18 protein-coding genes are annotated in these 18192 nt (G+C 39.0%); 2 read left to right on the forward strand and 16 right to left on the reverse strand.

The annotated features are described in order from the left end of the window. Positions 1–142: 142 nt before the first annotated feature. From V7124_RS06675 to V7124_RS06690, 4 genes are all read right to left on the reverse strand, one after another. The gene (locus V7124_RS06675; RefSeq protein ID WP_335408795.1) at positions 143–655 is read right to left on the reverse strand and encodes an adenine phosphoribosyltransferase; all 513 of its coding nucleotides are present in this window, start codon (positions 653–655) and stop codon (positions 143–145) included. Further along, positions 655–3009 carry a single-stranded-DNA-specific exonuclease RecJ gene (gene recJ / locus V7124_RS06680; protein WP_335487259.1) on the reverse strand — a complete coding sequence of 785 codons (2355 nt, stop codon included), beginning with the start codon at positions 3007–3009 and terminating at the stop codon, positions 655–657. The genes V7124_RS06675 and recJ overlap by 1 nt, the downstream gene beginning before the upstream one ends. Positions 3010–3096: 87 nt before the next feature. Further along, positions 3097–5361, reverse strand: a complete 2265-nt coding sequence (gene secDF, locus V7124_RS06685) for a protein translocase subunit SecDF (RefSeq protein WP_335487262.1) — start codon at positions 5359–5361, stop codon at positions 3097–3099. A 77-nt stretch (positions 5362–5438) separates the two neighbouring features. Continuing rightward, on the reverse strand, positions 5439–5735 hold the full coding sequence (locus V7124_RS06690; RefSeq protein WP_335408787.1) for a post-transcriptional regulator: 297 nt from the start codon (positions 5733–5735) through the stop codon (positions 5439–5441). Between the two features lie 138 nt (positions 5736–5873). Between V7124_RS06690 and spoVB the strand changes: the two genes are divergently transcribed. Then, positions 5874–7427: a stage V sporulation protein B gene (gene spoVB, locus V7124_RS06695; RefSeq protein ID WP_335487266.1), complete on the forward strand. Its 1554-nt coding sequence runs from the start codon at positions 5874–5876 to the stop codon at positions 7425–7427. A gap of 37 nt (positions 7428–7464) precedes the next feature. On the opposite strand, the gene V7124_RS06700 is transcribed toward spoVB, so the two are convergent. Beyond that, on the reverse strand, positions 7465–8127 hold the full coding sequence (locus tag V7124_RS06700; RefSeq protein WP_335408782.1) for a DUF421 domain-containing protein: 663 nt from the start codon (positions 8125–8127) through the stop codon (positions 7465–7467). Positions 8128–8353: 226 nt separating this feature from the next. Here V7124_RS06700 and V7124_RS06705 point away from each other — a divergent pair, with 226 nt between their 5' ends. Further along, on the forward strand, positions 8354–8713 hold the full coding sequence (locus tag V7124_RS06705; RefSeq protein ID WP_335408780.1) for a TIGR04086 family membrane protein: 360 nt from the start codon (positions 8354–8356) through the stop codon (positions 8711–8713). Between the two features lie 49 nt (positions 8714–8762). Here V7124_RS06705 and yajC read toward each other — a convergent pair whose 3' ends face one another. The 11 genes from yajC to V7124_RS06760 form a co-directional block, all read right to left on the reverse strand. Further along, positions 8763–9062: a preprotein translocase subunit YajC gene (gene yajC, locus V7124_RS06710; protein WP_335408778.1), complete on the reverse strand. Its 300-nt coding sequence runs from the start codon at positions 9060–9062 to the stop codon at positions 8763–8765. Between the two features lie 28 nt (positions 9063–9090). Next, on the reverse strand, positions 9091–10230 hold the full coding sequence (gene tgt, locus V7124_RS06715) for a tRNA guanosine(34) transglycosylase Tgt (protein ID WP_335487269.1): 1140 nt from the start codon (positions 10228–10230) through the stop codon (positions 9091–9093). A 27-nt stretch (positions 10231–10257) separates the two neighbouring features. Further along, positions 10258–11286, reverse strand: coding sequence for a tRNA preQ1(34) S-adenosylmethionine ribosyltransferase-isomerase QueA (gene queA / locus V7124_RS06720; protein ID WP_335487272.1), 1029 nt, complete (start codon positions 11284–11286; stop codon positions 10258–10260). 24 nt (positions 11287–11310) lie between these two features. After that, positions 11311–12315: a Holliday junction branch migration DNA helicase RuvB gene (gene ruvB, locus V7124_RS06725; RefSeq protein WP_335487275.1), complete on the reverse strand. Its 1005-nt coding sequence runs from the start codon at positions 12313–12315 to the stop codon at positions 11311–11313. A gap of 11 nt (positions 12316–12326) precedes the next feature. Next, positions 12327–12938 (reverse strand): Holliday junction branch migration protein RuvA, encoded by a 612-nt coding sequence (gene ruvA / locus V7124_RS06730; protein WP_335408769.1) that lies wholly within the window; start codon positions 12936–12938, stop codon positions 12327–12329. Between the two features lie 304 nt (positions 12939–13242). Further along, positions 13243–13881, reverse strand: a complete 639-nt coding sequence (locus tag V7124_RS06735; protein WP_335487278.1) for a response regulator transcription factor — start codon at positions 13879–13881, stop codon at positions 13243–13245. Positions 13882–13892: 11 nt separating this feature from the next. Beyond that, entirely contained in the window at positions 13893–15002 is a 1110-nt protein-coding gene (locus V7124_RS06740) for a GAF domain-containing sensor histidine kinase (protein WP_335487281.1), read from the reverse strand. A 92-nt stretch (positions 15003–15094) separates the two neighbouring features. Next, positions 15095–15460, reverse strand: coding sequence for a VOC family protein (locus V7124_RS06745; RefSeq protein WP_335487284.1), 366 nt, complete (start codon positions 15458–15460; stop codon positions 15095–15097). Positions 15461–15472: 12 nt separating this feature from the next. Then, on the reverse strand, positions 15473–16501 hold the full coding sequence (locus V7124_RS06750) for an S-adenosylmethionine:tRNA ribosyltransferase-isomerase (protein ID WP_335487287.1): 1029 nt from the start codon (positions 16499–16501) through the stop codon (positions 15473–15475). Continuing rightward, the gene (locus tag V7124_RS06755; protein WP_335487291.1) at positions 16482–17225 is read right to left on the reverse strand and encodes an SDR family oxidoreductase; all 744 of its coding nucleotides are present in this window, start codon (positions 17223–17225) and stop codon (positions 16482–16484) included. The genes V7124_RS06750 and V7124_RS06755 overlap by 20 nt, the downstream gene beginning before the upstream one ends. Before the next feature lie 316 nt (positions 17226–17541). Further along, positions 17542–18093, reverse strand: a complete 552-nt coding sequence (locus tag V7124_RS06760) for an intercompartmental signaling factor BofC (protein WP_335487294.1) — start codon at positions 18091–18093, stop codon at positions 17542–17544. Positions 18094–18192 lie beyond the last annotated feature (99 nt).

Here is an 18192-nt window from a genome sequence, read left to right on the forward strand (position 1 = left end):
AAAAAAATCTTAGATGTAAAGGGATTGATACTTATTTTACTGCATTTTGCAATAAAAGTGTCGAAATATAGTGAATTCGTTAAAAAATAATATGCTTTTATTATAACAAGAGAGCACTCAGTTACGAGTGCCCCCATTACTATTAGTAATTCAACAACGTCATGATGTCGTAGCCATCAAGTTTCTTGCGACCTTCAAGATAGGATAATTCAATTAAGAAGGCAATTCCAGCAACCACACCACCTAGTTGTTCAACTAATTGGATGGTAGCTTCAATTGTTCCACCTGTTGCTAATAAGTCATCAGTTATTAGCACACGTTGTCCTGGCTGAATGGCATCCTTATGAATGGTTAGGACATCACTTCCATATTCTAATCCATAGCTTACTTTAACCGTTTCACGAGGTAGTTTTCCATCTTTACGAACGGGAGCAAAGCCGATTCCAAGTGAGTATGCTACAGGGCAGCCAATAATAAATCCTCTTGCTTCTGGACCAACAATTAAATCTATTTGCATATCTTTCGCATAAGCTACAATTTGGTCTGTTGCATACTTATATGCTTCCCCATTGTTCATTAATGGAGTAATATCCTTAAACGATATTCCTGGTTTTGGATAATCTGGTACAATTGCGATAAATTTCTCTAAGTCCATTACTTAATTGCCTCCTCAATTGTAACTGATTCCTCTATGACTTGGTCAAACCAGCTCTTTAATTGCTGAAAGGATGAAAATAATAAATCTCTTTCAAGGGCAAATTGAGCTTGTTTTGTTTGATAAGTAATTGAATCAGTTAGGTCATGCTTTTGTGATTGTTTATTCAATGTAATAAATCCATTATTTATTGTAACAAAACCTAGTTCAGAAAACACCTTTGACATAAAGGTGACTGTTTCTGTGGACCAGCCGCGATGTTTTGCAATTTCATCGCCATGGCGGGCGATATCAATAGGTCCTTTTTTTAATAAAAAAGCATAAAACCACTTAAAATGATCCCTTGTCGGCATTGTACTAAAAAAATCACTCGATTCTTTGTAAAAATAAGCATAAATTCGAGCAGGCTGTTTCCCATTAAATAAGTGACAAAGTATGTTTTTTGATGGCGGGAAGTCAACGAGAACGACATTGGCTTGATGTGAATCGAATGCCTTGGCATCCATCTCATCTTGAATGAGGATTGTCTCATTCGTAAGAGCAGGATCAATTTTATTAAGCTGCTCTTTGTTAAAAATAATATATTTCCGATTTTCTATAGGAATGGTATGAGCCAACGAATGAATACGTTTGACACCACGATGATCAAATAGCTGCCACGATTCAACCGCAACATCCTGGATAAAAATTTGTGGTTTACGGATATTATTCCACTCATTGATGGCTAATTCACCAATTAACGAAATTTTTGAAGCTGGTGAAATATGGTCATATAACTTTCCAAGTCCAAAACCAATCCCATCAAGGTTGGCACCATTTTCATTTACCAAGACTTTCAAATGATTTTGCTCAGAACCAATTTTTCTCATAGTAGAAATTTGGACATTGTTGATTAAAACCTTTGGCTTAGGGTTGTCCATTCCAAATGGAGCAAGGAGGTTTAATTCATCCAGTGCATCCAAATTGATTTCTTCGATATTTATTTGATGATCAAGCAACGTAACAGGTACAAAATCCTCCGCTAACAACTGTTCATTCGCAAGATTATTTAACCTTGATCGAAGTTCTGAAACATGTTCAAGATTTAGCGTCATCCCTGCTGCCATTGGATGCCCTCCAAAATGAGGAAGAATATCCTTGCAAGTCGATAGATTTTTAAACAAGTCAAACCCGGCAATACTCCGAGCAGAACCCTTCGCTATTCCCTTTTCCTGGTCAAAACTAAGAACAATAGTCGGACGGTAAAACTTTTCGACTAACCTGGAAGCAACTATCCCAACTACGCCTGCATTCCAACCTTCTTTTCCGATGACGAGTACGGAATTTGATTGAATCGGATAATTTTTTTCCACCTCTTCAATCGCTTCGAGGGTAATGGAATTAACAATTGATTGTCTCGTTTTGTTTAATTCATCCATTTCCTGCGCTAGGGTTTCAGCTTCATAGGGGTCGTCTGTAAGCAACAGCTCGACCGCCATACCCGCATCTTCTAGTCTGCCGACAGCGTTAATCCTAGGCGCGAGTGTGAAACCAATGGTTTCTTCCGTTATGGATTGCTGCTCCACTCCTGAGACTTTAAGTATAGCTTTTAACCCTTTGTTAGCTGTAACCTTAAGCCTTTCTAAACCTTTTTTGGCAATCAGCCGATTTTCATCCTTTAATGAAACTAAATCGGCAATTGTGCCGATCACGGCTATTTCCAACAGATGTTCCGGAACCTTTCCGTACAGGGCATGGGCTAGTTTGAAAGCAACACCTACCCCAGCCAGTTCCCGAAACGGGTAAATACTATCGGGTAGTTTTGGATGAATAATGGCCAATGCTTCAGGTAAGATTGGACCTGGTTCATGGTGATCCGTGATGATTAGGTCAAGGCCTATTTCCTGTGCTATAGCTGCTTCATTCACAGCAGAAATCCCTGTATCCACAGTTATAATTAACTTAATTCCTGACTCAGCTGCTCGACGAAAGGCAGATTCATTTGGTCCATAACCTTCTGTAAAACGATTAGGGATATAAAATTGTACATTGGCTCCCAATTCTCTAAGGGTAACCATTAATACGGTTGTACTGCTCACACCATCCGCATCATAATCTCCAAAAATTAAAATAGGTTCTTGTTTAGCTATTGCTTCCCGAATTCTATTTACAGCTATATCCATGCCTTTTAATAAATAAGGATCATGGAATTGCTCTTTTCCAAATAAAAAATACCGTGCAGAATCAACGGTATCTAATCCGCGGTTGATAAGCAGCGACGCAACAAGTGGCGTAATTTTTAATTCGGTTTCGAGAGTTTTTACTAGTTGTTGATCAGATTTACGAACAATCCATCTAGTTTTCGACTTTAACATGCGTTCACCCCTCAGACCTTACTATTATACAGGAGCATGTTTCACAGTTCAATCCATAAAAAAAACCGCAAAATGCGGTTTTTTCCATTACACTTGTGGCTCATCTGAATATTTTCTTTTTTCTTTGACTGTTTTAATGGTACCCTTCTTCTTCAATTCTCTAGCTTTTAATACCACCCAAAGATTGGTAGCGATAAAGATTGAAGAGTACACACCTGTTACTAAACCAACTAACATTGCAATATTGAAATTCCGGATGGACTCACTTCCAAAGATAGTCATTGCAAGAACAGTGATTAAAACCGTAAATACGGTATTCACTGAACGTGTTAACGTTTGACGAACACTTACATTTACGACATCAGCTATGTCCTCGAAAGTTTTAAGACGCTTCTTCTTCTGCAAGTTCTCACGCATTCTGTCAAAGGTAACAATCGTATCATTAATTGAGTAACCGATGATGGTTAACACAGCAGCGATAAATGTTAAATCCACTTCAAGTCTTGTAATACTGAAAAAGGCAACCATAAAGAATGCATCGTGCAATAGTGAGACAATAGCCCCAATTGCCATTGCAAACTCAAACCTGACCGTTACATAAATAATGATTCCGATTGAAGCAATAATGAGGGCAATAATTCCGTTTTTCGCCAACTCTTTACCCACTGTCGGTGAAACGGTACTTACACTCGGATCAGAGCCGAATTCATCATGGAAAGTTGTTTTTAACTCTAAGACTTCATCCTTCGATAAAACGTCTTTCGTTCGAGCAGAAGCAACTTCTTTGTTTTCTCCAGAAAGCGTAATATCATCAACACTAATATTAAGTTTGTCAAAGGCTTCTGCAACCCGTTCTGTTGTCAATGGTTTGTCAGATAAAACTTCAATCCGCGTGCCATTTGAAAAGTCAATTGACAGATTCAAACGTAAAATCAGGATTATGATTAAACCAACTGCAATGAGAACACCAGAGACAATAAAAAATAATTTTCTTACCTTCACAAAATCATAGCGATCCCATCTAGTTGGAAGATCAATTGCATCATAATTTTCAGCTAAATCTTTTATTGCCGATTTTTTCACACCAAACCATCCAGCCTTTTTATTCAAGAAACCGCTATTTACCCACATACCTAAAAATAGACGTGATCCAAATACAGCTGTAAGAAAGCTTAGCATAATACTCACCAATAGCATGGTGGCAAATCCTTTAATGGAGCTCGTCCCATAGAAGAATAGAACAGCTGCCGTTAAGATTGTCGTTAGGTTTGAGTCAAGGATTGAGGTAAATGCACCTTTACTACCCGCTTGGAATGCCGATTTAATCGATTTTCCTACCTTGATTTCTTCCCTGATTCTTTCGTTTGTGATAATGTTGGCATCTACGGCCATACCCACCCCAAGAATAAGAGCTGCGATACCCGGTAAAGTTAGAACACCATTCATCCAATCAAAAACTAATAAAACTAGATAAATATAGACCGATAATGTAACGGTAGCGATGAAACCAGGAAAACGATAATAAACTAACATAAATATATAAATAAGGGCTATCCCGATAATACCTGCTAGAATCGTTTGGTTTAACGCCTGTTCACCAAATTTCGCACCGACAGATGTAGAGTATACTTCTGTCAGCTTAACTGGAAGTGCACCAGCATTTAAGAGAGAAGACAGCTCTTGAGCTTCAGTGGCAGTAAAGCTTCCAACGATAGAAACGGTATTTTGATTAAAAACTTCTTTTACAGTTGGTGCTGATAAAAATTTAGGATTCACTTTTGTAATTTCAGTCTTGAAGGAATCTTTTCCTTCCTCGAAATCAAGCCAAATAACTAATACATTATTCGGTGCCATTTTAACGATTTCTTCTGTAACATTTTTGAACTTTTCAGCACTCTTTAATTTTAACGAAACACTTGGTGCTCCATTTTCGTCGAAAGTCTGTTTAGCTCCGCCTTCAGCTAAATCTGTTCCATCCATCATGATACGGTCGTTCGCATCTCGGAAGGTTAAATTGGCTTGGGTGGAAAGGATATCTCGAGCTTCATTTTGATCCGTTACCCCAGCAAGCTGGACACGAATCCGATTTTTCCCCTCGATTTGAATAGTCGGTTCACTAACTCCAAGAACATTAATACGCTTATCAAGCGCCTCTGCGGTACTTGCTAACGTATCTTGGTTAATTACTTGACCTTTTTTCGCTGGTGTCACTTCATACAAAACCTCAAAGCCGCCTTGAAGGTCCAAACCAAGTTTAATGTCTTTTAAAATACCTGTAGTAGTAAATCCCATTGTACTTCCTAGTAGTAGAATAACTAGAAGGAAAGCGATAATTCTACTGCGCTTCACCATTATGTATAGTTCCTCCTTAGGCTCTAGCCAAAGCACTGCAACGAAGCCTTATATAAAAATCATTCTTCTATTATAGTTTATTTCAATAACTCTTTCCATTCATTTTCATCTTCCAAATTAAAATCATTGTTTTTATATGTTTCAATTGTGGTAAAGCTTAAGTAATCACTGACCTTTACGGAAAGAATGTCATCAATAATCTCGTAAAGTCTGATATCCTCTTTTACCTTCTTCCATTTTTTCCTTAGTAAGAACTCCCAAAGAACAGTTTCTGATACTTCTTTGTAGCCAAGCAAGCGAAATTCTTCTAACTTACTTATTAAGGCTGGCTTTACCTGAGTGTGAAAATGATTGTAAGAATGGCTTTTCTCCATTACTGCTTCCTCCTGAGGACTTTTACGCCCATCTCAATTGTCTTGAAAATAAAAAACACCTTGTCATGCTTTGTCCACCCTTATGCATATAGATTAATTGTATATGAATTCTTCTTTTTTGAGAAGGTGGGAAGTAGGATGTCAAAATTTTTAAAAGGGACTTTTATCCTGTTAATTGCAGGATTTATTACAAGAGTACTTGGATTTATTAACAGAATTGTCATAGCTCGAAGTATTGGTGAAGAAGGTGTTGGCCTCTACATGATGGCCTTTCCTACCTTTATCTTGGTTGTGACCTTAACACAAATGGGACTACCTGTCGCCATATCAAAGAACATTGCCGAGGCAGAGGCAAAAGGAAATCATCAAGAAATAAAAAAAATACTAGTTGTATCTCTTGCAATAACCATCTCGTTGTCGCTTATTTTTACACCAGCATTAATTTTATTAGCTCCCATTCTCTCTACCACTCTTTTTACCGATCCAAGAACGTATTATCCTTTAATTGCCATCGCACCTGTGGTACCCGTTATTGCAGTTTCCTCTGTCCTGAGGGGCTATTTCCAAGGCAGACAAAACATGCGCCCTTCTGCAATATCACAGATCTTGGAACAGCTTGTAAGGATTACCTTAATTGCCGTTATGACGAAAGCGTTTCTTCCATATGGAATAGAATATGCGGCAGCGGCAGCAATGGTTGCGGCCATTATAGGTGAAGTCGTTTCCTTAGTCTATTTAATGACAACCTTTAAATTAAGGAAAAGATTCAAGCTCCGCAAGAATTTCTTTCAATTTGTTCATTCAGGAAAGAAAACCTTTAAAGATTTAATGGAAATTGCCTTACCGACAATGGGAAGCAGAATGATTGGGTCTGTAGCATGGTTTTTTGAACCGATTGTTGTTGCCCACAGTTTGGCGATTGCAGGGGTGGTTGCCGTTGAAGCTACGAAACAATACGGATCTCTAACAGGTTTTGCCATGCCATTATTATTGCTGCCTTCGTTTATTACTTACTCATTGGCAACTTCTCTTGTCCCAGCCATAAGCGAAGCCAATTCACAGAATAACCATCAATTGATTGAACATCGTTTGCAGCAGGCTTTACGATTTGCCTTTTTAACAGGCGGATTATCTGTTATCGTTCTATATGTTCTGGCTGACCCTCTTATGCAGCTCATGTACGGCACAACAAAAGGATCTTACTTTATTCGAATTATGGCACCCTTCTTTTTGTTTTATTATTATCAAGGACCTTTGCAGGCAGTTTTACAGGCATTAAATTTAGCAAGAGCGGCAATGATCAATAGCTTAATTGGTGCTGTAGTTAAGACAGCCGTCATATTTATGCTCGCTTCTCAGCCGTCCTTCGGGATAACAGGAGTAGCGTTAGGGATAATCGTTGGCTTTGTATTGGTAACTGTGCTTCATTTTGCGACTGTCATAAAGAAAATTTCTTTTAGCTTTTATATACGTGACTACGTAAAAGGCTCAATCATCATGTCCTTCTCCGCATGGATAGGTTATTGGCTGTTCAATCACATACTATTGGGCGAGCATTTAGCAATCAGAGTTCTTTCTTCTGCAAGTGGGATGTCATTAATTTATATCATTCTGTTAATCATCGCGGGCTTAATAAAAAAAGATGAGCTTAAAAGAATCCCAATTATCCGTCATTTAATACCAATCAGTTAGATAGACAGTAAGAAGACACGCACAACAGCGTGTCTTCTTACTGTTCGTCGATAATGTCGACAAAAAACTTTCCATTTTCATAGCTGCAAAAGGAGATTTCGCGAACATCGCGATACCCCAACTTCTTCAATTCCTGACGGAGCCAAAGATTGGTTTTATTGATCCGTTTTAAGTTTTCTTCTTCAACTGAGCCGTCAATAATTAACGGGATGGTAATATCCCCTTCCTTGGGCTGGCCATCACTGTTATTCATTTTTTCAATTACGGATAAACTTCCCGAGGACTCCAGAATCGCAAACTCAACGTCGGCAATACTCCTGATATCCTTTTCTCTTAATTGCGTTAGTAAATCGTCAAAGTTATAGCGTTGTTTTCTCATCGCATATTCATCAATTTTTCCGCGGTTAATGATGATTGTTGGTTTTCCGTCGACAAGATCCCGAAATCGTTTACTCTTTAAGGAAAGGGTTGCTAAGAAAATTTGTATGAGCATTAATAAAGTCATCGGAATGATTGTTTCAAAAATCGGTCTTTTGGGATTTTCAATTGAGAGGATCGCCATCTCACCGATCATGACAAAAACGACAAGATCAAGAATGCTTAACTCGCCTATTTCTCGTTTTCCCATTAAGCGAAAAATGAGGAGGATAAGTACATAAAAAAATATTGTTCTCAAAATGATTATTAAGTATTGTTCCATTACTGTCCGCCCCTTTTTTCCATTCAAATATAGTGTTAGCTTTTTTTCACTCAATCATTTAAGGAATAATATCCCATTAACATTTTAAAATTTTAATTCTACTTTTATTCCCTGAAGAATATGCTTGTACTAGGTAAGAATCTGTTTATCTTAGGGGTAAAACACTACGATAAGGCAACTGAAGGGGGAGAGTAAAATCGAATCAAAAAGCTTTACTACAGCTATTTTGTACGGGTTAATTTTTATCTTCATTTTTGCAATTGTCAGCAGCCTCATATTTTCATTAATTCTTAGATTTACTTCCGTTCGGGAAATTTCACTTCAATACATTATAACGGCGGTATCGTTTATTGGATTATTTGGAGGCGGATTTCTTTCAGGCGGAAAGCGAAAGCAGAAGGGCTGGCTGATTGGGGGATTAACTGGCTTAATTTATAGCTTCATTGTCTTCTTGGCTCAATTTCTAGGTTATGACCGCATTTTTGACGTGGAGCAGGTAATCTATCACGTATGCTATACATTAATCGCAATGATGGGCGGTATCTTAGGGGTAAATATAGCAACAAATAACTCAAGAACAGTATAAAGCAAAAAGGAAGCCAAATAAATGGCTTCCTTTTGCACTTGCTTGTGTTTTACTTATCTAGTGAAACTTCTGCAGTTGTAGAAGTTTTAGCAGATTCAGTTACTTCACGAATGGCATTACGGTCATATGTTAAACGGCTTCCGTCTCCACATTTGATCACGACTTTATTTTCATCGATTGAATCAATAAAACCGTGTAAACCGCCAATCGTGACGATTTTATCACCTTTTTTTAATTCGTTTTGCATTGATTGTACAGCTTTTGTACGTTTTTGCTGCGGACGAATTAGTAGGAAATAAAATAATACAAACATTAATATTAATGGAATGATTGAACCTAATCCTTGCATGTTGTTCCCTCCTTTCAATGAGTATCTATTAGAAATTTTTCGCGTTCGGTTTGTTAAAACCATAACGTTCAAAAAACTCTTCGCGGAAATCACCAAGCCGGTCCTCACGGATAGCTTGTCTGACCTTCTCCATCAATCTTAACAGAAAATATAGATTATGATAAGATGTTAATCGTATTCCGAATGTTTCGTCACATTTTATAAGGTGACGAATGTAAGCACGGCTATAATTTCGGCATGTATAGCAATCGCAATCAGGGTCTAGCGGTCCAAAATCTTTTGCAAATTGAGCATTTTTAACCACTAATCGGCCAGTACTCGTCATCAATGTACCATTTCTAGCAATTCGAGTTGGCAGGACACAATCAAACATATCAATCCCACGAATTGCCCCATCAATCAAGGAATCAGGTGATCCAACCCCCATAAGGTATCGTGGTTTGTTTGTTGGTAAAAGCGGTGTAGTGAATTCAAGAACCCGATTCATAACGTCCTTAGGCTCACCCACTGAAAGTCCACCAATAGCATAGCCAGGGAAATCAAGCGACACCAGGTCTTTTGCACTTTGCTTACGAAGTTCTTCGTACTCTCCACCTTGGACAATTCCAAAAAGACCTTGGTCATTTGACCGCGCGTGAGCATTCAAACAACGCTCTGCCCAACGAGAAGTTCGCTCAACTGATTTTTGCATATATTCATAAGTAGCTGGGAACGGCGGACATTCATCAAATGCCATCATAATATCGGAACCTAGGTCATTTTGAATTTCCATTGCTTTTTCAGGAGATAAAAATAATTTCTCCCCACTCATATGATTACGGAAATGTACGCCTTCTTCTTCAATTTTACGAAATTCACTCAAACTGAAAACCTGGAATCCACCAGAATCAGTTAAAATCGCTCTATCCCAGTTCATAAACTTATGAAGGCCGCCAGCTTCCCTGATAATTTCATTTCCAGGTCGAAGCCATAAGTGATAGGTATTACTTAAAATAATACCAGCACCCATTTCTTTTAAATCCTCTGGAGACATTGTTTTTACAGTCGCAAGCGTCCCTACTGGCATAAATGTAGGCGTGTCAAAGGAACCATGCGGTGTATGAACTCTTCCTAAACGGGCACCCGTTTGCTTACATGTTTTGATAAATTCATATCGAATTGCAGTCAAATGTTTTTCTCCTTCCTTAACTTTTTACTAAATGATAAGCATCGCGTCACCAAAGCTGAAAAAGCGATAGCGTTCGTTCACGGCAGTATTATAGGCATTTAGAATATTATCTCTTCCCGCTAATGCGCTAACAAGCATAATCAACGTCGATTTTGGCAAGTGGAAATTCGTAATCATCCCATCAATCGCCTTAAAATCGTACCCTGGATAAATAAAAATATTGGTCCAGCCGCTGCTTTCAATGAAGCTTCCATTATTCACAGCAGCAATCGTTTCAAGAGTCCGGGTTGATGTGGTACCAACGGTGATAATTCTTCCGCCATTATGCCGCACTTCATTTAGTAATCTCGCTGTTCCTTCGGTAATCATATAAAATTCAGAGTGCATGTCATGTTCTAACACATCATCAACACTAACGGGTCTAAACGTCCCTAGCCCAACATGAAGGGTAATAAAAGCGACATGGACACCTTTTTCTCTCACTTCATTTAAAAGCTCTTCAGTAAAATGAAGTCCTGCTGTTGGGGCAGCAGCCGAACCTGGTTCACGGGCAAACACAGTTTGATAACGGTCTCGATCTTCAAGCTGTTCTTTAATATAGGGAGGTAAAGGCATTTCACCTAATCGATCAAGCATCTCATAAAAAATACCCTCATATTTGAACTCTAACACTCTGCCGCCATGCTCTGAAGTTCCTGTACATACCGCTGTTAGTAATCCATCACCAAAATCAATTTCTGTTCCCTCTTTTACACGCTTTGCTGGCTTTACAAGTGTTTCCCATCGATCGCCATCTTCCTGCTTTAACAGTAAAACCTCAATTTTCGCACCTGTATCTTTTTTTACACCAAAAAGGCGTGCTGGCAATACCTTAGTATCATTTAATACTAGGCAATCCCCTTCACGCAAGTATTCACTAATATTTTTAAAAATTTCATGCTTTAACTCGCCTGTTTCCTTATTCACTACCATTAACCGACTATCAGTCCTGTTTTGAAGCGGAACTTGTGCGATTAATTCTTCAGGTAAATGAAAATCAAATAAATCTACTTTCATATAAACACACCCAACTTAAAAAAATTACGGTTTTGGAGGCTCCATGCCAAAATGATGATAGACTATTTCTGTTACCATTCTACCTCTAGGAGTTCGTTGTAAGAATCCAATTTGCAGTAGATACGGTTCGTAAACATCCTCAATCGTTTCAGACTCTTCCCCAATTGACGCAGCAATGGTATCTAGACCAACAGGACCCCCGCGGAATCTTTCAATAATTCCTTTTAGCAGCTTATGGTCGATATGGTCAAGGCCAAGTTTGTCTACTTGCAGAAGCTCTAAAGACTCCCTCGCCACTCCCAAATCAATTTCCCCATTTCCTTTCACTTGCGCAAAGTCTCTTACCCTGCGGAGTAAACGGTTGGCAATTCGAGGGGTTCCCCGCGCTCTTCTTGCAATCTCAGCGGCAGACTGTTTGTCTATTTTCGTTTCAAATAAGTCTGCTGTTCTTAAGACAATATCCTTCAATTGTTCTTCCTTATAATACTCGAGTCTGCTCAAAACTCCAAATCGATCGCGGAGCGGTGCTGATAAGGACCCTGCCCTGGTCGTTGCACCTACTAAAGTAAATGGTGGAAGATCCAATCTTACCGATCGAGCACTAGGACCTTTACCAATGACGATATCGAGACAAAAATCCTCCATCGCGGGATAAAGAACCTCTTCAATCTGTCTTGGCAGACGGTGGATTTCGTCTATAAATAAAACATCACCAGGTTCCAGTGCCGTTAAAATGGCAGCTAAATCGCCCGGTCTTTCAATAGCAGGTCCTGATGTGGTACGGATGTTTACACCCATTTCGTTGGCAATAATAACAGCAAGCGTCGTCTTTCCTAATCCAGGAGGTCCATATAGAAGAACATGATCCAATGTTTCCTTGCGAAGTCTTGCAGCCTCAATAAATATCTCAAGACTTTGTTTCACTTGATCCTGCCCAATATACTGTTGTAACGTTTGCGGCCTGAGGCTTTGTTCTAAGGAGATTTCGTTCTCATCATTAACCTCACTAGAAATAATTCTCTCATCCATGAATAATCACCTTATTTCAAAAGCCGCTGCAGGGCTTTTTTAATATATTGGTCGGTTGATAATTGTTCTTTTCTTAACTCTGGCGAAATCCTTTTCACTTCTTTATCAGAATAGCCAAGGACTTTCAAGGCAAGTACCGCTTCTTCAAACGCATTATTAGTCGACTGTTCAGAATTTGGGAAGGTATCTGCATTAAATAAATTTGGAAAATAATCTGGCACAATGTCCTGCAGTTTCCCTTTTAAATCAAGGATCATCTGTCTTGCAGTTTTTTTGCCGACTCCTGGGAACTTGATTAAGAAGCTCTCATCCTCATTTTCTATCGCAGAAACGACCTGTTGGACTTCACCGGAAGCAAGAATAGCCAGAGCCCCTTTTGGTCCAATTCCTGTAACATTAATTAATTTTGTAAACAGCTTTTTTTCTTCACGTGACTCAAAACCATATAACGCCATTAAATCTTCACGGACGTAATGATATGTATACACAGTAACATTCGTATTCATTTTACTAGAATAAATAAACGGATTTGGTGTTGAGATTTGATAACCAATTCCATTATTCTCAATTACAATATATTCGGGACCCACAAACTCAACGGATCCTTTGAAAAATTCGTACATTTACTTTCTCTCCCTCGAGTTTCTCATGTACTCCATTCTATCACATTAATTTAGCGGATTAGTAAAAGTTATCTGTGTAGGGGAAGAATAAAAATATTCAGTGAATTCGATTGGCATGCTTCCATTATTTGAATAGTTAGACGGGTTTGCGCCCATTCTATACTCTATCAGGACTCGCTACTTGACCGAAATTTTCACTTTTTACTTTTTCGGTCACATGGGGACTCGCCACTTGACCGAAAATTTCCCTTTTCGCTTTTTCGGTCAAATTGGTCACCCCCAATGGTACCTTAAGATTCCCAGGTCATTCTACTACTCGATTCTTTACTGCATACAAAGCAGCTTGAGTACGATCAGCTACTTCAAGCTTTGCCAAGAGGTTTGATACATGTGTCTTTACTGTTTTTTCAGTAATAAACAGTGCCGACGCAATTTCCTTATTACTTTTTCCTTTTGCAATTTCCTTGAGAACATCTAATTCTCTATTGGTTAACTCTGAAATTAAGTTTCTACTTTCTTTTTTATTGGATAGGTTTGCAAGTAAATGCGAGGTAGCTTTTGGATGAAGCTGATTTTCGCCAGCAATGACTTTTTTAATACAATGAATTAACTCGTCTGGCTCAATGTCTTTCAACTGGTATCCAGACGCACCTGCTTCTAATGCTGGAATGACATGATCCTGGTCGGAAAAACTAGTCAACATGATAATTTTTATTTCCGGCAGTTCACTTTTTATTATTTTTGTCGCCTGAATACCGTCCATCTCCGGCATGATAAGATCCATCAGAATAAGGTCTGGTTGTAATGTTCTTGCTTGTCCCACAGCTTCCTTGCCATTTGCCGCTTCTCCAATAATTTCAATATCACGTTGCGTTTTTAGGAAAAATGCCAGACCCCGTCTGACAACATGATGATCATCTGCGATCATGATTCGAATTCCCATTGGTCCTCCCCCTAAACTGGAATCTTTACTCTAATCTCCGTTCCCTTTCCTGGTTCGCTCCTAATTAAGAATGTACCATTTAGGCTTTGCGTTCGTGCCTTCATATTTTTCAATCCAAACGATGGCAGTTCCAGTTTCTCATCATAATAGAAGCCACAGCCTTGATCTTGAACTTCCATTATCACTAAATCACTGCTTCTATTTAAAAATAAACGTACATGTGTTGTCTGTGAGTGTTTTTTACAATTTCCAAGCGCTTCTTGACCAATTCGCCACAGTGCTTCCTCTACTTTTTCAGGAAAGCTTGAGATGCCAGTTAATTTTACCTCAATCGTTAATCCTAACATCTCCGCATAGCCAGTTAATGCACTTATAATTCCATTTTCCAATCCCTGTGGTTTTAACTGCCAAATCAGCGCTCTCATTTCCCCAAGTGCGTCTTGTGCAAGATCCTGAATATAGGAAAAAGTTTGCTTCACCTCTTCTTCATCTGTCATTTCCCTGCCTGCTCTAGCAGTAAGACTTAGCGAAAATAGCAACTGATTAACAGAATCATGTAAATCCCTTGCGAGTCGATTCCGCTCTGAGATAAGGGCAGTCTCCTGTTCTCTTTGGGTTAAATTTATTCTTTTAAGAGCTGTACCAATTTGAAAAGCTACCGCCTCTAGAAGAGCAAGTTCATCTTTTTGAAAATGTGTCTTGAAAGGTGAGCCGACATTTAATATTCCGAATTTCTCGTTCCCTGCCCTTAGCGGCACGGTGGCATGGTGGGTTAGTCCGGCAGTGTCACCTGCCTTCTCAAGGATGACATTCTCAATTCGCTGACACTCTATGATGTTTACTGCCTTGTTCAATTTTCCGCTATTATATCGACTTACGCACCAGCAGTCACCGTTACACATTCTTTGATTATGGTTACGGGCCAATGGTTCAGGCAGCGCCTCATTTGCTGCCAGCTGATGGCCACCGTTCTCATCTAGTAAAAAAATCCAGCCAGTTTGAAGTCCGGTTATATTCAGGAGTTTTTTTAAAACCCCAGCGAGAACGGTCTTTGAATCTGTACCCTCATTCAATAGTTCAGCTATTTCTTTTAGAATAGCAATCTCTTCATTTCTGGACATTCAATCCTCTCCCAGCCTTTGTATCTATTTATTAAATCATAGTCTTATCACAATCTTGAAGGCAAGTATGAAGCAGGTAAAAAGCTGACGGCTCATTTGTCAGCTTTCTTCTCAATCTGTAAAAATTCAATTACCTCATTGTCCGGTCCGTTGTAAAAAACTGTTTCCCAGCCATTTTTAAGTTTATAAGGACCTTCTAGTGCTAGAATGCGTTTATTTTTAAAATGATTGATGACTTCTTGTATACGGTCGACTTCAAAACATATATGAATACCTTTGGAATCCTGCTGTTGGCCACCCGAAATGAGTTCAAGCTTCAAATCAGCATTTGCTAAGAAGACGATCTCCTCATCCTGGAAAGATATTCGCACCTCTTCACTTAACCCTATAAACTCCTGATAGAAAGCAATTGATGTATCCAAATCCTCTACTTCAATAGCAAAATGGTGAAAGTGCATAGCCAGTCCCCTTTATAATATTAAATTCATATCACCAAACTCGTGCCATAAGTATTTATGGTCAATCGCTTCCTCATATGCATTCCATAATAAATCCTGAGGAACGAACGCTGTAAGCATATCGAGATGGCTTGCTTTTGGTTCGTGGAAACCAGTAATAATTCCATCTACCATTTTCAATGGGAATTGTTTATTAATATAGAGATTCGTTACTCCATTTAACGTGCCAGTTACCCCGGCACTTTCTAGTGCTCGAACAACTGTTGTCCCCACTGCAATGACTCTGCCTCCAGAAGCTTTTGTCTTATGAATCTTTTCTATTGTTTTTTCGGAAAGATGATATTCTTCATAATTATCAGTTGGAGATGTCTCCAATTCCTCATCCAGCAGGTAGCTTAGACCGGTATGAAGCTGAATAAAATCAAGCTCTATCCCTTTGCGCTGAAGCTTGAATAGCAGCTCCCAGCTGAACGCTCTTCCTGCTGAAGGCATTTCAACGGAACCAGGATGGCTGGCAAACACGGTTTGATAATAATCAAGACCCCATTTGTCATAGATATATTCATAACGGATTGGTTCCCCAAGTGCATAAATACTATTAAAAAGCTCGGTTCCCTTTTTTGAAAAAAGGATTGTTTTTAGTGGTGAGCCTGCTTTCATATTCGTAACTACAGCCGTGAGATCTGGTGAAAATATAAGGATGTCACCCAGTTTAACTCCCTCAGCTACCACTAACACATCCCATGTCTCCTCACTTAGCCGCCTCGCCAGACGAATTTCAACAGCTTTTTGAATTTGTTTTGTGCCTCTATACAACCCACCTTGTAGAATGGCAGGTACGGTTCGACTATTGTTCATAACAACCAAGTCTCCAGGGTTCAGATAATCAGTTAGGTGAAAGAATTGATCATGGCTGACATGACCCGTTTTTTTGTTTAAAACCATTAGTTTAACATGGTCTCTTCTGATTCCCCGTCTTTCGGGTGGATGTGAAGCATTTAGCTCAGAGGGTAAATAGAAGTCAAATGCAGTGGCAACCATCATCATCCCTCCCATGTAACTCTTGAGCTTCAAAGCGTTGACCCGTAATTCCGTTTGATTTTTCTGAAGCTAAATACAAAAACACATCGACAACATCCTCCGGCTTTGCTAGCTGATAATCACAGTCAGGTACAGCAAGTTGGTGCATATCAGTAGCCATTTCCCCTGGATCGACCATATTGACACGAACGTTGGTTGAGCTTAATTCATCTGCCCATGTTTCGGTGAGACCCTCAACAGCAAATTTAGAAATCCCATACGCCCCCCAGCCTGCATAACCAATATTGCCTGCTTCGGAGGTCACATTTATGATAGAGCCTTGATTGCGCTGCAGCATTCCTGGTATGACTCTTCCCGTTACTAAGAACGGTGAAATCGAATTAACCCGTAACACTTCAGCGAAATCCTCTTCAGGATAATCGAGTAATAATGGCATTGGACTTGGTCCTAAGATCGAAGCATTATTGATAAGAATATCAATTTTCCCAAACGCCTCCTCCGTCATGGCTACAAACCTTTCGACATCTCTATTAAGGGAAATGTCTGCAGTTACAGCCAACACCTCAGCACCTAATGCCACTGCCTTGTCCCTCACTTCAAATAACCCTTTTGAAGTTCTAGAACAGATTGCCAGGCGGGTTCCCTCTTTTGCAAATGCTAGTGTTAATGCTCTACCTAAACCTTTTGATGCACCTGTTATCATAACTACTTTACTTTTTAACATGTCAATCGCTCCTTTAAGTGTTTAACTTGATGTCTTTAGCTTAAAGGATTTTAGAAATTCCTCACTCAGAAAAAAGCTTGAACTTTATCTACAACTTTAGGATGAGAAAAATAAATTGGGTTGCCATTCAATTCATGAAGCCCAAAATCCTATCGTTCAAACAAAAATAGGCCTCATGAATTGTTCATGAATCCCAAAATCTTATCGTTCAATCAAAAATGGACCTCATGAAGTGTTCATGAAGCCCAAAATCCTTCGTTCTAACAAAAATCGGCCTCATGAAGTGTTCATGAAGCCCAAAATCCTAATATTATGGTTATTCTTCCTTTGAATACGGTTTAAAGGTTTCTAGAACCTCTACATAACGATCTTTTGTTTTTATTGGTATTCCTTGAATAAGCTCTTCTTGTTTATTACTTTCGAGCTTTTTTACATCTATCTGAAAAAAAGATTGGATAATTCGGGATCGGTCGGGTCGGCCATTAAAAATAGTTAATACGCCATCTTCGGTAATTCCAAAATAGCCATTCGTTTTAAGTAATGGCGAAATGTCATCCTCATATTTTCTAAAAACCATTGTTGATTCATCCATTTCAACTAACTGCCATTGATCATACTTGGACCAAAAATTTTCGATAGACCAGTAAGAATCGAGAACAACTTCCTCACTTATTTCACCATCGAGATAGATCCTTTCCAAAATAATCGTCAATTGCTGAGGTTCTAACTTCTGCTGATCTTGATGGTTTTCCACTTGTTCGGCGGAGCCAGATAACAATATTCCCGGCACCTTTCCGATAGACATGAAGAGAACAACCGCAACAAAGGCTAAACCAAGCCGATACTGTGCTACCCAATTGAACCTCATGCATAATCACCTCTTATTTTTAGAGATCTAATTCTTCTTCACTACTAGTTTAGCCTTTTTTTTCCTTTTTATCCTTTTGAAAAAAAAGTAATAGAGGCA

Source organism: Neobacillus niacini, assembly GCF_036961885.1.
GTDB lineage: Bacteria > Bacillota > Bacilli > Bacillales > Cytobacillaceae > Neobacillus > Neobacillus niacini_H.